Here is a 15,136-nt window from a genome sequence, read left to right on the forward strand (position 1 = left end):
GAGGCTGGCCCTGTGCCAGCCTTTTGCTTTTAAAGCCCCGCCACCCAGCGATGCCACTCTTCCTCGCTCCCGCGGAACACGTTGAGGTCGATACGGCCTTCGACGCCATGCGACAGGCCGGAGCCGGAATATTGCCAGAAGAGCCACTTCCGGTTCGGATAGACCTTGGAGGGATGTTCCGCGACCGCACGCAGCCAGAAGTGATAGTTCTGGAAGGCGCCTTCGAGATTGTCGGCGTAGAAATCCGGGGCGGTGTAGATGATCGGGCGCTTGCCATAGTGCCGCTCGATCTTCTCCATGAAGACCTGCATCTTTTCCTGCACGCGAGCGCGGGAGAGCTTCACCTTGCAGCTCGATTCGCCGTTCCATTCCACATCGATGACCGGCGGCAGTGCATCCGGGTCACGCGGCACGTTGCGGATAAACCAGTCGGCCTGTTCGCCGGCCGTGCGGCACCAATAGAAGAAGTGATAGGCGCCGCGCTTGATGCCGGCCTCCTTGGCGCGCCGCCAATTGGTCTTGAACATCGGATCCAAATGGTCGCCGCCATCCGTCGCTTTGATGAAGGCGAAATTCGCGCCGCGGGTCCGCAAGGTTTCCCAATCAATGTCGCCCTGCCAGCGGGAAACGTCGACACCGTGGACCGGGAGCTTGCGCGGCGAAATCCTGCCGAAGTTGATCGGCTTGGCATCGCGGAAACCATAGCCATAGACGCGCGAGCGACCGCGGGTCGGCGGCTCGATGGCGGGTGCCGCCGCCATGGCGAATTCGACGGGGCGTTCGCTCGGAACCGGCATCCCCGGCTGTGAAACGGCTGAAGGCGTCATCGCCGAGAAGGCGCGCGGCGCAGGCGCAGGTGCTTCCCAGGCAAGGCTTGCCTGGGGTATCGCATCGTCCGTTTCGGCTGCCGGGCCTGTGGTCTGCGGCACAGACGCCGGCGGCGGGGTGACGGAAGCGGTGATTTCCTTCGACGGTTTCGGAGTGGCGCCGGCCGAAAGAGTTTCCGGACCGGAAGCCGACGAGCAGCCCGCCAGAGCAAGGCAAGCAAGAAGGATCGCTGGGACAGCCGTGGAACGCATGAGCACCGTTACGCAAAACAAAACTGAAGGTGCTTCATTCATCCGCGAAGAACACCAGTTTGGAATAGCTAACGGAAAATTATCAAAAAAGACTGAATCCGAACTTTCGGCGTGCCGATTCGGCGGCGGTCCATTGCAGCGCCTTTTAGAAGTCCTTAGATCCCACGGATAAAAGGAGTCTCCCATGACCGAGAAAGCCCGCGTGACGATCCTCTACTGCACCCAGTGCAACTGGCTGCTGCGTGCCGCCTGGATGGCACAGGAACTGCTGCAAACCTTTACGGACAGTCTTGGAGAAGTGGCGCTCATTCCCGGCACCGGCGGCAATTTCGAAATCCGCATCAATGGCGATCTGATCTGGGAGCGCAAGCGCGACGGCGGTTTTCCCGGACCCAAAGAACTCAAGCAACGAGTGCGCGACATCATCGAGCCCGACCGCGATCTCGGCCATACCGACCGGGCCTCGCTGGAAAGCTGATACTCAGCGATAAGGCGAGCGGCAGGTCTTGTAGATGCCCTCGTAAGTCACGAAACGATCGGTGCGCGGATTGTAAGAGCGGTATTCGTTCCTGCACCATTCCACATGACGGCTGCGATCGTCCGCCGAGGGCCGCACCCGCTGCACCGGCGGCGGATCATAGGTCAACCTTGGCGGCAGGGCGCCGGGCGGCTGGTAATATTTCGGACCGGCGGCATTGGGCGGGCGATAGTTCGGTTGGACATAGGCCGGGCGATGCCACTGTTGCGGGCCGAACCCAAAGCAGCCGCGGTAGTCACAGATCGTCGACTGCGTATTGACAGGCCCAAGCGACGGCGAGGCCGCAACAGCCTCGGCCAGCGGCGCCGCGGCAAGCAGACCGGCAAGAAGAGCGAGGCGAAGGTCGAACATGGCGGTTCCTTTCCACTATCCCTCATATAGGGTGAAGAAACACACCATGCCATCCACGACCTGTGCGGTGCGGTCACGGCTTCATGACGCTTTTTTTGCATACTGTCAGGAAAACTTCAAAAACCCCGTTGACAGCAAAGGGCCACGCCCGTACATGGCTCTCCGTCGCCCAGATGGCGGAATTGGTAGACGCGCAGGTTTCAGGTACCTGTGCCGCGAGGCGTGGAGGTTCGAGTCCTCTTCTGGGCACCATTCCTTCTCGAAAGAGCTTATTTTCCAATAATTTCAGTCGAGAAGCCGCCCCGTCACGGGGCCGCTTCAACATTGCCACATTAATGCCAACATACTCCATTTCGATGGCCTCATGCGGATTCAGGTCTACATCATCGCCTTTCTTCTGAGCGCCATCATGTGGGGCGTGACCTTCGATGCCGCACGCAACGCCTATCGTGCCGCCCATACGGCCGGGTTAATGCCCAATCTGCATATCCAGCATAAGCTCGATCGCATTCTCTGAACGCCTCGTTCCCGCAGAGTGCTTTTCTTACCCCTTAAAAATCATAGGCATGCAGCGCCGATGCGCGCGGCGCTGCGAAAATAGCAAATAATTCCAGCAGACTACCGGCAAGCCACTCAGCCGGGCGAGCGGACGCCACGCGGCTGCCGGTTATTTTCGCGTCAGCTAAAGGCAAGCCTCGCACAAGAACGAAGTCGGATACCGGCATCACGATGAAGTTACTGCCGTTGCGCTCCGCAGAGATCCTTGCCCGCATACCGGACATACTCGCCAGGTGCCTGCCGGCGGCAATGAATATTATCAGACCCTTTGGAGTTCGCCTGGGATGAAAGTCGTAATTCTGGCAGGTGGTCTGGGTTCGCGCCTCGCCGAAGAGACCAGCGTGCGGCCCAAGCCTCTGGTCGAGATCGGTGAAAAGCCGATCCTCTGGCACATCATGAACATCTATGCCCATCACGGCCTGAATGATTTCATCATCTGCGCCGGTTACAAGGGCTACATGCTCAAGGAATATTTCGTAAACCTGTTCCTGCATCACAGCGACATCACCGTCGACCTCGCCACCAACGCGATCGAATATCACAAGGGTTCGAAGCCCAGCTGGAAGGTGACCATTGTCGATACCGGCATGAACTCCATGACGGGCGGTCGTATCCGACGCATTCGCGACCACCTGAGCCCAGACGAGCCCTTTTGCCTGACCTATGGCGACGGTGTCGCCGATATCGACATCACCTCGGAAATCGCCTTCCACCGCAGCCACGGCCTGAAGGCGACGATGTGTGCGGTGACGCCCCCGGGCCGCTTCGGCGCGACGAACATCGAGAACGATGTAGTGACTGCCTTCATCGAGAAACCGAAGGGCGACGGCCAGCGCATCAACGGCGGCTTCTTCGTGCTGCATCCTTCCGTCATCGACCTTATCGAAGACGACGACACGATCTGGGAAGCCGGTCCGATGCAGTGGCTGACAGCCAATAAGCAGCTGGCCGCCTTCCGCCACGACGGCTTCTGGCAGCCGATGGATACGCTGCGCGAGCGCAACCAGCTCGAGGAGCTCTGGAGTTCCGGAAAGGCGCCGTGGAAGATATGGGCCTGACCGACTTCTGGAATGGCAGGCGCGTGTTCCTGACGGGACATACGGGGTTCAAAGGATCATGGCTTTCGCTGTGGCTGGAAAAGCTCGGCGCGGAGGTTGCGGCGGTTTCGCTGGAACCCGAAACCAGCCCCTCCCTTTATGCGCGGCTTTCGCCCTGGAACGGGCAGGGCCACCACATAGCCGACATCAGAGATGCAGTAGCATTCAAGCAGCGCCTCATCGATTTCGAACCCGAAATCGTCATCCACATGGCAGCACAGGCGCTGGTGCGGCGCTCCTATGAAAATCCCACCGAGACCTTCGCGACCAATGTGATGGGAACTGCAAACGTTCTGGATGCAGTGCGCGATACACCCTCGGTCAGGACGGTTCTGGTCGTTACCTCCGACAAGGTCTATGCCAACAATGGCAGCGGCGTTCCTTTTATCGAAAGCGATACGCTCGGCGGCAAGGACCCCTACTCCAATTCCAAAGCCTGCACCGAGCTCGTGGTCCAGAGCTATCGCGACAGCTTCTTCAAGGAGCGCGATATCAGTGTTGCCACCGTGCGCGCCGGCAATGTCATCGGCGGCGGCGACTGGTCGAAGGATCGGCTGATCCCGGATTTCATCCGTGCTTTTGAAAGCAGCCAGCCGATCCAGCTCCGCTACCCGCAAGCGATCCGTCCCTGGCAGCATGTGCTGGAGCCACTCGGCGGTTATCTTGCCTTTGCCGAAGCCCTGACGGTTTCGGATGAGGCGGAGTTACCCGACGCGCTCAATTTCGGTCCGGATCCGCAGAGTTTCGCAACCGTTGCGGACCTCGCCGAAGCCCTCGGCCTCGCCCACGGCGTGAACGACGTCTGGAAACAGGCACCCGGAGCACACCTGCCGGAGGCGCCCGCGCTTACGCTGAGCTCGGCCCTGGCGTTTTCCACCATCGGCTGGCGCCCGCGCCTGAGCCTGCAACAGACAATCGACTGGACAGCCGCCTGGTACAGGGCCAACCGCGAAGGAGCCGACATGCGTGCCTTCTCGCTCGGCCAGATCGCGGCCTATGAGGAAGCAATATCATGACAGCGCATAATTGCCGGTTCTGCGGCGCTCCCTTGAAACATCGTTTCGTCGATCTCGGCTCGACACCGCTTGCCAACGCCTATCTGACGGAAGAACAGCTCAAGCAACCGGAGCCGTCCTATCCACTGCGCGCCTTCGTCTGCTCCGATTGCTGGCTTGTACAAGCCGATGCCTTCGTGCCGCCGGAAGACATCTTCAGCCACTACGCCTATTTCTCTTCCTACAGCGACAGCTGGGTGGAGCATGCCCGCCAGTTCACGGTCATGGCGCGCAAGCGCTTCGGCCTGAACGAGACATCGCAGGTCATCGAGGTGGCGAGCAATGATGGCTATTTGCTGAAACACTTCGTCGAGGCCGGCGTGCCGGTGCTCGGCATCGAGCCGGCCGAGAACGTCGCGGAGGTGGCCCGGCAGATCGGCGTTCCGACGGAAGCGCGCTTCTTCGGCAAGGAAACGGCTGCCGATCTCGTCTCCCGCGGCCTTGCCGCCGATATCGTCATCGGCAACAACGTGCTGGCACATGTGCCCGATATCAACGATTTCGTCGGCGGGCTCTCGGACGTCCTGAAGGAGGATGGCGTCGTCAGCGTCGAGTTCCCGCATCTGCTGCGGCTGATGGAAAACATCCAGTTCGACACCGTCTATCATGAGCATTTCTATTATCTGTCGCTGCTCGCAGTCGAGAAGGCCTTCGCGGCTCACGGCCTGGAGGTCTTCGACGTCGAAGAACTGCCTACCCATGGCGGCAGCCTGCGCGTGCTCGCCTGCCGCACGGCATCGACCGCTCATCCGACCGGCCCCGGCGTTGCCAAGGTGCGTGCCGACGAAGCAGCCGCAGGCTTCGATAAGGTCGAAACCTACGAGGCCTTCCAGAGCCGCGTAGCACCGATCAAGGATGGGCTGCTCGCCTTCCTCAACGAAGCCAAACGGGACGGCAAAAAGGTCGCAGCCTATGGCGCTGCCGCCAAGGGCAACACGCTTTTGAATTTCTGCGGCATCGGCACCAATCTCATCGACTATGTGGTCGACCGCAATCCGCACAAACAGGGCCATTTTCTGCCGGGCAGCAAGCTGCCTATCTACGCGCCGGAAAAGATGGACGAGACGAAGCCGGATTACGTTCTCATCCTGCCGTGGAACATCAAGAACGAAGTCGTGGCAGCCAATGGCAGGGTCGGCGCCTGGGGCGGGCGTTTTGCCGTCGCCGTACCGGAACTGACGGTAATCGGATGAAATTCATTCCGACCGCGGTTTCGGGTGCTTTTGTCGTCGAAGTCGAGCCGCGCTCCGACGAGCGCGGGTTGTTCGCGCGGACTTTCGACGCCAAAAGCTTTGCCGATCGCGGTCTCGTCCCGGTCTACCCGCAATGCAACGTCTCGCAGAACCACAAGCGCGGCACCCTGCGCGGCATGCATTACCAGGCAGAGCCGCGTCCGGAGATCAAGCTGGTACGTGCCACGCGCGGCAGGGTCTTCGACGTGGCGCTCGATCTGAGACGGGATTCGCCGACCTATTGCAAATGGGCCTCCGTCGAGCTCGATGCTGCCAGCTACAACGCCTTCTACATACCTGCCGGCTGCGCCCACGGCTTCCTGACGCTCGAGGACGACTGCGAGCTCTTCTACCAGATGTCGGAAGTCTATGTGCCGGAGCTTGCCCGCGGCGTCCGCTGGGACGATCCCGTCTTTTCCATCGCCTGGCCGTTTATGCCTGGTGTCATCAACGAGCGCGACGCCGCGCTTGAAAGCTACAGCCAGGAGACAAGCCTTTGAGCGGTATGAAACTCAGCATCTGCATTCCGACCTACAATCGCGAAGCCTATCTCCGAAACGCGCTGGAGCATTGCGAGAGCTACAATTTCAGCTTCCCCTACGAGATCGTCATCTCCGACAACGCCTCGACCGACAACACGACGCAGGTTGTCGAGGAATTCATCGCCAAGGGGCTGCCGATCCATTATCACCGCCGCGCCGTCAACGGTGGCTCGGGGCCGAACCTTGCCTGCGCCTTCCATCACGCGGTCGGCGAATATTCGATCTACCTTGCCGATGACGATTTCCTGATGCCAGCCGGCGTTGAAGCGGCAATGGCCTATCTGGATGCCAATCCCGATGTCGTTGCCTGCCAGGCACCCTGGTATCTCTATGATGAAGTCCACGATCGGGACCTCTCACAATTCTACGATATCGCCGAAGACATCAAGTTTCCGCAGCAGAGCTTCATCGAGCTCTTCCAGTTCATCTTTAACGGCCACATCTTCCCTGAGATTGGCATCTACCGTTCCTCCGCCCTGCGCTCCGCCTGGGTGCCGCGCGATTTCTGCTTCTGGGCTTTTTCCTATCTCGCGCATTTCGTCGATCAGGGGGCCGTCACTTTCCTGAAACAGCCGTTCTATCGCTCGGTGGCGGTCTCCAAGATCGCGCCTGCGCGCCAACAGGCCGGCAACGACGACGTCATGACCTCCTGGGACAAATATCGCGGTGGCTTGGAATACTACCTCTACATCGCCGCCAAGCGCGGCAAACTGAACACCAGCCGCGAGGCGCGCGCCATCTACGATGAGATGTGCAAGATCTTCACGCTGAACCGCATGTCGGTCGCCATCCGTTTCTGGGTGGCGCGGAAGGACTTCATCAAGGCCTATGAGCTCTATACCCGCATGGCGCTCGGCGGCCTCGGCGAACATCCTGAGGTCGCTGAGCTTCGCCATAGCCTCCCGATGATGGTGGCGATCCAGACGCTCACCTATCAGGTCAACGCGACCGCCGGTATCGACCGCCTCATCCTCAGCGGCATGGCCGATCCCAAATCGATCGGCGAGATGCTGCGCAACATGGGCCTGCTGCCGGAGATCGAGATCGTCGCTGACCCGCAGACGCACGATCCGGCGCGTCTGGAGAAAACGGCGATCTTTGCCGCCGATATGCCGCGGCGCGAGAACTTCCTGGAGCTCGGCTACAAGCCTAACCTCATCTTCATCGAAACCGACCTGACGCAGCACGTGCTCGTCTGATGCGTGAAGCTGCGTCGGACGCTGCAAAGCCTCGCGCCAGTTTCACCCCCTAGTTTTTGCAGAGTTCAGTGTGCCCCGATCGCGTGAGTCTCAGCCCTGTCACAAAGAATTAAGGCATGACCAACAGGATATTCTATACCAAACCGTCCATCACCGAGCTTGAGACGAGCTACGCAGCCGATGCCGCGGCGAACGGCTGGGGCGCCCGCTGCTACGACTATATCATCCGTTTCGAGAAGGAATTCGCGGCCTATCTCGGCACCAGCCACGCGATTGCGACGTCGAGCTGCACCGGCGCCATGCATATGGGGCTTGCGGCGCTCGGCATCGGGGCCGGCGACGAAGTGATCCTCGCCGACACGAATTGGATCGCAACCGCCGCACCGATCAAGCATCTGGGCGCCGAGCCTGTCTTCGTCGACGTGCTGCCGGATACCTGGTGTATCGATCCCCTGGAGGTCGAACGCCACATCACGCCGCGCACCCGCGCCATTATCGCCACCCACATTTACGGCAATCTCTGCGACATGGATGCCCTGCTGGACATCAGCCGCCGTACGGGCATCCCCGTCATCGAGGATGCAGCCGAGGCGATCGGTTCCGCGTGGCACGGCCGGCGCGCCGGCTCCATGGGCATTTTCGGCACCTTCTCCTTCCACGGCACCAAGACGCTGACGACGGGCGAAGGCGGCATGTTCGTGACTGGTGATGCCGACCTCCATGAAAAGGTGCTGACGCTCAGCAACCACGGCCGTGCGCGTGGGCAGAGCAAACAGTTCTGGCCCGATGCGATCGGCTTCAAATACAAGATGTCCAACATCCAGGCGGCGATCGGCTGCGCCCAGCTGGAGCGCATCGAGGAGCTCGTCTCCCGCAAGCGGGATATCCTGGCCGCCTATATGGTGCGGCTCTCGACGCTCAACGGCATTAGCATGAACCCGGAATATACCGGCACGATCAACGGTGCCTGGATGCCGACAGCCGTCTTCCACCCTGCCACCGGTATCACCCGCGAAGTGCTGCAACAGGCCTTCGAAGCCGCCAATATCGATGCACGCGTCTTCTTCCACCCGCTTTCCAGCCTTTCGATGTTTGTGGAAAAGCCGGCCAACATCAACGCCTGGAGCATTCCGGAGCGGGCAATCAACCTGCCGAGTTACCACGACATGAGCGAGGCCGACATCGACCGCGTAGCGGAGACACTGATTTCGATCGTCCGCAGCCATCAGGACAAAAGCGCCGTTCACCTCCGCCAGTCGGCCTGAGCGCAGAATACAGAAGGTTCCAGAGAATTATGACCACCAAGGACGATCGCCTCGAATTCGAAGCCCACAAGCGCGAAATGTCACTCGCGCTCGGCAAGGACGAGGAAGCCTTCCAGCATGCGCTCAATACGCTGGTAGCGCTGGACAAGTATGATTACGCTTATCTCTGGTCCTGGATGGGCGTGCCGATCATCCAGATGCCGGCCGACATCATGGCCACCCAGGAAGTGATCTGGAACACCAAACCCGACGTCATCATCGAAACCGGTGTAGCGCGCGGCGGCTCAATGATCTTCATGGCTTCGCTGCTGAAGGTAATGGGCAAGGGCAAAGTCATCGGCGTCGATATCGATATCCGCGCTCACAACCGCGACTCCATCGAGCAGCATCCGCTTTCGCCGCTGATCACGCTGATCGAGGGACCATCGACGACGGCCGAAACACTTGCCAAGGTCAAGGCCGAAATCCCAGCCGGCGCTTCGGTCATGGTCGTTCTCGACAGCGACCACAGCCGCGACCACGTTCTCGACGAGTTGCGCTGCTACGGCCCGCTCGTGACCGAAGGCCAGTATATCGTCGTCGCCGATACGCTGCTCGGCCGTGGGGACATGTCGCAGACGCCGACGAAACGTTCGAAGATCTGGTATCCGGGCGACGAACCTTATGCGGCGCTCAATGCCTATCTCACAGAGACAGACCGCTTTGAAACCGACGAGGCACTGAACGGCAAGCTGGTCCTTTCCAGCTCGCCGGGAGGATATCTCAAGTGCGTCCGCAAATGATGGAAAATCATCGCCACCTTTCGCATCGGGCGTCGATCAGACTGCGTCCGGTTGCTGATGGCGATCGTCCCCTGCTTTTCTCGCTTCGCCGCGACAGCGCACTCCAGTCACTTCTCTTAACCGTGCCCGACGCAACTGATGATGCGGCGCTCGATGCCTGGATCGAACGCCGGCGAAATGAGAAAGGCGGTGCCTTCCTCATCATCGAGGACCAGGCAAGTGGCAAATCTGCGGGCTATGTGCAGATCACACAGGTCCACCGTCGAAATGCTACCGGATACGGTGGAATCGTGTTGGCAGAAGGCGCCCGCGGTTTGGGGCTCGGACGTGCGGCTCTGACCGAACTCGGCCTCCATGCCTATCGGGCTCTCAGTCTTCGGAAACTGATGGCGGAAATCGATGTCGATAACAGCGCCTCGATCCGACTGCATCTGTCGCTCGGCTATCGCGAAATAGGCATCCTCAGGGCGCATTTCACCGACGCTGATGGCATGACACGCGACGTAGCGCTGTTCGAACGGCGGCTGGAGGAAAGGTGACATGACCGCAGTCGTTATTACTCAACCGATGCTTTTTCCCTGGCCGGGATTTTTCGAGCAGCTCATGCTGGCTGACAGCTATATCTATCTGGACGATACCCAGTTTTCAAAAGGCAGCTTCACCAACCGCATCCAGCTTCTGCGCGGTAACGACCGCTGCTGGATGACGATTCCGCTTGCCGGCAAGGGCAGTTTCCAGATGATTTCGGAACTCACTGCTGCGGGTGAGGACTGGAAGGCAAGTCATCGCGCGCTGCTGCGCCAGTCGTTACTCGGCGCCCCCTTTCTCGACGATGCCGTTTCGATCTTCGACAGCGTCTACCGCCATTCCTCGCTACTGGATCTGCTGATCGCCAGTATCGAAGAACCTGTCCGCTATCTCGGCATCGGTGCGAGCCGGACGATCGAGAAGACGAGCGAGATGGGCGTCGAAGGCACATCGTGGCAGCGCGTGCTCGACATCGTGCTGAAGGCGGGCGGCACTCGTTACCTGACGGGTCACGGCGCGGCGAACTATCTCGACCACGCGGCCTTCGAACGCGCCGGTGTGCAGGTGGATTATATGAACTACAGCCGTACACCCTGGCCTCAGCCTGTCGGCACGTTCACCCCCTATGTTTCTGTACTCGACCTGATCGCCCGAATGGGTCCGGAGGCGCGTAATTGTCTCATCCCGGCCACCGTGGCGTGGCAAGACTTCCTGAAGGAGGAAACGGTAACATCATGACCAACGCAAACGCAAAGATCACCGATGGCCTGCGCGCTGAATTCAACAGCAACGGCTACCTCGTCATGCGCGGCTTCTACGATCCGGCTGCCGACATCGTGCCGATCCAGGAAGGCATCCGCCAGATTCTCGAAGTGATCTGCAGGAAGTATGGCGTCGATGCTCCGACCGAAACCACACATGAGGCGATGACGATTGCCTATCCGAAGCTGATCGCCAAGAACCGCGCGTGGGGCGGTGAGGTCTATGATGCGGTCAAGCAGATCCCGGCCTTCATGCGCCTTGTCACCAATGTCACCAACGACAGTGCCTTCAAGGCGCTGCGTCCCGACAGCGTTCCAGGCATTGCGGCCGGCGGTTACGGCATCCGCATCGACAATCCGGGCGAAGAGAAATTTCGTGCGCAGTGGCATCAGGAGTTTCCCGGTCAGCTGCGAAGTGTAGACGGTATCGTCTTCTGGACCCCCCTTCTGCCGGTCACACAAGAAATGGGTCCGGTGCAGATCGCCCACGGTTCACACGCCGAAGGCTTGGTTCCGGTCTATGAAGACGACGCCGGCGCCGGCAAGACGGGTGCCTATGCATTGCATCTCGACCGTGCCGAAGAGCGTCTTGCCCGCTACAAGCATGTCGCGCCGCTGACGAACCCTGGCGACCTCGTGCTGATGGACTTCCTGACGCTGCATCAGTCGGGCCACAACGTCTCGACCACGCCGCGCTGGAGCATCCAGTTCCGCTATTTCAACTACCTCGAGCCTGTCGGCATCCGTATCGGCTGGAAGGGTTCGTTTGCCGCCGGCGTGAAGTTCGCCGATGTGCTTCCAGAGCTTTCCGTTCAGCGCGAGGCGGCCGAATGACGGCTTGCCGCGTCTGCGGAGGGGAAATTGCGGCGCTGGCCTATGAAACGCCGGCGCCGGCCCTCACCTCCATCATGACCCTGATCGACGTTCCGACGCGCGTTTACGTCTGCGACGGATGCGGCCATGCACAATGCGACGAGATTCCCGATATCGAGGCCTTTTACGATACCGGCTATCGCATTTCGCTGAACAGTAAGGACCATGACCAGATCTTTGCGGTCAAGGCCGACGGTACGATCGTCTATCGTACGGATCATCAGGCCGAGCTTTCCCGCAATCTGCTTGACCTTCCACATGGCGCCAAACTTCTGGATTATGGGGCAGCAAAAGCCGACACTTTGCGCAAGGTTTTCGCCGCGCGTCCGGATATCGAACCGCATGTCTTCGATGTCTCTGCCGACTACGCACCAGCCTGGGACGGCTGGATTGCGCCTGATGCGCAGGCGACCTACGAGGTCCCAGAGGCGTGGAGCGGCCGTTTCGATGCGGCGATGAGCCATTTCGTCATCGAGCACGTCGCCGATCCGATCGGTTTTATTCGTGGAATCCACAAGCTATTGAAGCCGGGCGGCGCGCTGCTGCTTTCGATGCCCGACGTTTCAGCCAATCCGGGCGACATGACCGTAGCGGATCACGTCAATCATTTCAGCGAATCTTCGCTGCGCCGGGCGCTTGCAGCGGGCGGCTTCGAGGTGGCGACCCTTGACGCCACATCCTTCCCCGGCGCCTTCTTCGTCGTCGCTATCCGCAGCGAAACCCCGGTTAAGCAAGAGCAGGATGCGACTCTCGTCCGACAGGCCGTCGAGCGCGGGCTGGAAATCTGCGAGTTCTGGCGGACTTCGGCCGCCGCCCTTGAAAAGCGTGCCGACGACTTTCGTGGACGCAAGGCGGCAATCTACGGCGCCGGATTTTATGGAAGCTGGATCTTCAGCCGTATTCGCAACGAAGTCGCGATAACCGCCTTCCTCGACCAGAACCCGAACATGCAGAACGCCGTGCATTTCGGGCATCCTGTCATCGCACCGACGGCGATCGCCGACGATGCGGAAGCACTCTTCGTCGGACTCAATCCGCTGAAGGCGCGGACCGCGATCGGCAATATGCCCTACCTGCACAAGCCGGGTCTCGAACTTGTCTGGCTGGAAGCCTGAAATCAGACAGCCGGCGGCGTATTGCGCCTCCGGCTTCTACCGCACCGGCTGGTAATGGCCGCGCAGCGGAACACGGCTGTCCATAGAGACGATCCCGTCGCGTTCACAGACGTACATAAGGGTCGGCATGCCGCCGGAGCGGAAGATCTGGTCGTAGCGGCGGCGGATCTGCACGGTTTCGGTGTGGCAGTCGTACGACTCCTCTACCTTCTTGTCCGGCTGTGCCTTCACGCCCGGAAGATCCTTGTAGGGATAGAGCGGCTGCACGGCCTGCCTGCCGGAAGTCTGCCAGTCTATGGCAGACGCGGGCGCAGCCGAAGCACCGGCAACAAGCGACAGCAGGAGAAGCGCAGCGAACCGCATCACAACCTCTTTCACGGACATCCTCTTTCGGCGCCCATTTTCAGGATGTAGGGAGATCGAAGCTTGCCATCAAGCGGAAGCGCGGGCGGGCTTGCGGAAATAGCTTCTGATGATCGGATGAGAAAAGAGGCCGGCAAGGATCGCAAAACCTGCGCCGACAGCAAAACCGGCAAGCAGACCACCGATCAGGCCTGCGATCATGATGACTTTCTTGCTCGGCCCATCCGCCTTGACGGGAACTTCGGCGGGCGAGACGATGCGGATATTGCTTTGGCTCAGGTTCTGCTCTTCGCTGGTCTGACCGGACCGCTTCAAGACTGATTCGTAAAGTTCGCGGGCGGCCGTCGCCTTGCGCTGCAGCTCGTTCAGCTGCACCTGCTTGTCCGACGTTGTGGCTTGCAGGGCTTTCTGGACCGCCAGCTCCTTGGCGATATCGTCTTCGGCCTTCTTGGCCTGTTCGTATTCAGCTCTTGCCGAGGTCGCGACCCGCTGCAGCTCGCCCTTGATCTCCGCCCCGATGCTGTCAAGCGATGAGCGGGCTGCCTGAAGGCGCGGATGACGCGAACCCATCTGGCTCTGCAGGCTGCCGACGACTGCGGCTTGGGCGGCATATTGCTGCCGCAGGCTGACGAGCGGCGATGTGCCTGTGGCACCATCCGCCTGACTTCCGGCTACGACATCTTCGACACGAAGATTTGCGGCGGCATCGGCGCGGGCCTTGGCCTGAATGGTCTTTTCCTGGGCGGTGACGAGCAGCGTATTCAGGGAGGAAAGGCGCTGGTCGGAGATCAGGTTGCCCTCGGTCGCCGCCATATCGTTGTCGGCCCGGAAAGTTTCTACCGCCTGCTCTGCTTCCTGCACCTTCTGTCGCAGATCGTCGAGGCGTCCGTCGAGTGCCGACGAGGTGGTCTCGTAAAGGCCTGATGATGCGCTGCTTTCCTCCTGCATGAAGGAGGTGACGACCTGGTTTGCAAGCTTCGCGGATTTTTCCGGATCGCGCGTCGTCGCGGCAAGCGAGACCACGTAGGTGTTATTCTCGCGTGTGATCAGCAGAGCCTTCTGAAGGGTGCCGATGATGGCTGCGCCATCTGTCCTGCCGCCGGTGAATTCCGGATCCTGATCGAGCTTCATGGCGTCGGCTACGCGACGCAATACGTTGCCCGAGGTCAACAGCTGGACCTGGCTATCGATCAGCGTCGAAATCATTTCCGGCGACGGGGCCGCATTCTGCGAGCCGCTGTCGGCAAGACCGATCTGACGCGGATCGAAATAGAGAGCCGCAACGGCGGTGAATTTCTGCGGAATACGGGGCGCGATCACGGCGCCGGCGGCGGCACCGGCGAGGCAAAGACCGGCAATGATCAGGCGCCGGCTCCAGACGGCAGCGACCGCAGACCTGATATCCAGCAATGGTCCGGCGGTGGCCGGAGCCTGCTCGACTACGGGTTCGGGCGCTGACGGGGGGGCAGGAATATCGCGGCGAGGCGGTTCGGCTGGACGGCTTTCCGAGGCTGTCGGGCGAATCGGAAGGGGATCGGGCTCGGGCGGTGGAGACGAAACGAAATCGGTCGGCCGGATGATCGGGCTGCGCGCACGGCTCCCTTCAGGCGCAGGCTGAGACGACTCAAAACTGCGCCAGGCAGGCAGGCGGCTCACCCTGTTCCCGTCATACTGTTTCATAACACCGCATCCGCCCGGCGAAAAAGCATGGCCAAGCAGGAGCGACTTTAGAAATTCTTAGCTAACGGACCGTTAAGATGGAGGGATCGAAGCTGATGTGGCGACCCTGCCGCGACCC

The 15,136-nt window shown here is 60.5% G+C and carries 18 protein-coding genes and 1 tRNA gene; 14 read left to right on the forward strand and 5 right to left on the reverse strand.

The genetic code is table 11. From position 1 onward, the window contains the following. Positions 1–29: 29 nt before the first annotated feature. Positions 30–1,079, reverse strand: coding sequence for a GH25 family lysozyme (locus tag FHT92_RS07470; RefSeq protein WP_183745829.1), 1,050 nt, complete (start codon positions 1,077–1,079; stop codon positions 30–32). Positions 1,080–1,263: 184 nt separating this feature from the next. On the opposite strand from FHT92_RS07470, the gene FHT92_RS07475 reads away from it, so the two are divergent. Beyond that, positions 1,264–1,557: a SelT/SelW/SelH family protein gene (locus FHT92_RS07475; protein ID WP_183745827.1), complete on the forward strand. Its 294-nt coding sequence runs from the start codon at positions 1,264–1,266 to the stop codon at positions 1,555–1,557. Between the two features lie 3 nt (positions 1,558–1,560). On the opposite strand, the gene FHT92_RS07480 is transcribed toward FHT92_RS07475, so the two are convergent. Beyond that, a complete protein-coding gene (locus FHT92_RS07480) occupies positions 1,561–1,968 on the reverse strand; it encodes a BA14K family protein (RefSeq protein ID WP_183823528.1) in 408 nt (135 codons plus the stop codon). 167 nt (positions 1,969–2,135) lie between these two features. Between FHT92_RS07480 and FHT92_RS07485 the strand changes: the two genes are divergently transcribed. After that, positions 2,136–2,220, forward strand: a tRNA-Leu gene (locus tag FHT92_RS07485). A 112-nt stretch (positions 2,221–2,332) separates the two neighbouring features. Beyond that, positions 2,333–2,485, forward strand: coding sequence for a hypothetical protein (locus tag FHT92_RS07490; protein ID WP_183745823.1), 153 nt, complete (start codon positions 2,333–2,335; stop codon positions 2,483–2,485). Between the two features lie 34 nt (positions 2,486–2,519). On the opposite strand, the gene FHT92_RS07495 is transcribed toward FHT92_RS07490, so the two are convergent. Further along, entirely contained in the window at positions 2,520–2,750 is a 231-nt protein-coding gene (locus FHT92_RS07495; protein WP_183823530.1) for a hypothetical protein, read from the reverse strand. Between the two features lie 60 nt (positions 2,751–2,810). Between FHT92_RS07495 and rfbF the strand changes: the two genes are divergently transcribed. The 11 genes from rfbF to FHT92_RS07550 all read left to right on the forward strand — a co-directional run bounded on the left by rfbF (position 2,811) and on the right by FHT92_RS07550 (position 12,975). Next, positions 2,811–3,584, forward strand: a complete 774-nt coding sequence (gene rfbF, locus FHT92_RS07500) for a glucose-1-phosphate cytidylyltransferase (RefSeq protein ID WP_183745821.1) — start codon at positions 2,811–2,813, stop codon at positions 3,582–3,584. Then, entirely contained in the window at positions 3,575–4,639 is a 1,065-nt protein-coding gene (rfbG, locus tag FHT92_RS07505) for a CDP-glucose 4,6-dehydratase (RefSeq protein ID WP_183823850.1), read from the forward strand. The genes rfbF and rfbG overlap by 10 nt, the downstream gene beginning before the upstream one ends. After that, positions 4,636–5,871, forward strand: a complete 1,236-nt coding sequence (locus FHT92_RS07510) for a class I SAM-dependent methyltransferase (RefSeq protein ID WP_183823532.1) — start codon at positions 4,636–4,638, stop codon at positions 5,869–5,871. The genes rfbG and FHT92_RS07510 overlap by 4 nt, the downstream gene beginning before the upstream one ends. Beyond that, positions 5,868–6,410 carry a dTDP-4-dehydrorhamnose 3,5-epimerase gene (gene rfbC, locus FHT92_RS07515; RefSeq protein WP_183823534.1) on the forward strand — a complete coding sequence of 181 codons (543 nt, stop codon included), beginning with the start codon at positions 5,868–5,870 and terminating at the stop codon, positions 6,408–6,410. The genes FHT92_RS07510 and rfbC overlap by 4 nt, the downstream gene beginning before the upstream one ends. Beyond that, the gene (locus FHT92_RS07520; RefSeq protein ID WP_183823536.1) at positions 6,407–7,651 is read left to right on the forward strand and encodes a glycosyltransferase family 2 protein; all 1,245 of its coding nucleotides are present in this window, start codon (positions 6,407–6,409) and stop codon (positions 7,649–7,651) included. The genes rfbC and FHT92_RS07520 overlap by 4 nt, the downstream gene beginning before the upstream one ends. A 116-nt stretch (positions 7,652–7,767) precedes the next feature. Then, positions 7,768–8,916, forward strand: coding sequence for a DegT/DnrJ/EryC1/StrS family aminotransferase (locus tag FHT92_RS07525; protein WP_183823538.1), 1,149 nt, complete (start codon positions 7,768–7,770; stop codon positions 8,914–8,916). 29 nt (positions 8,917–8,945) lie between these two features. Next, positions 8,946–9,698, forward strand: coding sequence for a cephalosporin hydroxylase family protein (locus tag FHT92_RS07530; RefSeq protein ID WP_183823540.1), 753 nt, complete (start codon positions 8,946–8,948; stop codon positions 9,696–9,698). After that, positions 9,683–10,237: a GNAT family protein gene (locus FHT92_RS07535; protein ID WP_312858751.1), complete on the forward strand. Its 555-nt coding sequence runs from the start codon at positions 9,683–9,685 to the stop codon at positions 10,235–10,237. The genes FHT92_RS07530 and FHT92_RS07535 overlap by 16 nt, the downstream gene beginning before the upstream one ends. Position 10,238: 1 nt before the next feature. Next, complete coding sequence (locus FHT92_RS07540) at positions 10,239–10,964, forward strand: WbqC family protein (RefSeq protein ID WP_183823542.1); 726 nt, start codon at positions 10,239–10,241, stop codon at positions 10,962–10,964. Then, positions 10,961–11,821: a phytanoyl-CoA dioxygenase family protein gene (locus tag FHT92_RS07545; protein ID WP_183823543.1), complete on the forward strand. Its 861-nt coding sequence runs from the start codon at positions 10,961–10,963 to the stop codon at positions 11,819–11,821. Before FHT92_RS07540 ends, FHT92_RS07545 begins: the two co-directional genes overlap by 4 nt. Continuing rightward, positions 11,818–12,975 carry a class I SAM-dependent methyltransferase gene (locus tag FHT92_RS07550; RefSeq protein WP_183823545.1) on the forward strand — a complete coding sequence of 386 codons (1,158 nt, stop codon included), beginning with the start codon at positions 11,818–11,820 and terminating at the stop codon, positions 12,973–12,975. Before FHT92_RS07545 ends, FHT92_RS07550 begins: the two co-directional genes overlap by 4 nt. 36 nt (positions 12,976–13,011) lie before the next feature. On the opposite strand, the gene FHT92_RS07555 is transcribed toward FHT92_RS07550, so the two are convergent. Further along, a complete protein-coding gene (locus FHT92_RS07555) occupies positions 13,012–13,338 on the reverse strand; it encodes a hypothetical protein (protein WP_183823854.1) in 327 nt (108 codons plus the stop codon). A gap of 69 nt (positions 13,339–13,407) precedes the next feature. Beyond that, positions 13,408–15,018, reverse strand: a complete 1,611-nt coding sequence (locus FHT92_RS07560; protein WP_183823547.1) for a GumC family protein — start codon at positions 15,016–15,018, stop codon at positions 13,408–13,410. Positions 15,019–15,136 lie beyond the last annotated feature (118 nt).

It is taken from the genome of Rhizobium sp. BK377 (genome assembly GCF_014193935.1).
GTDB lineage: Bacteria > Pseudomonadota > Alphaproteobacteria > Rhizobiales > Rhizobiaceae > Rhizobium.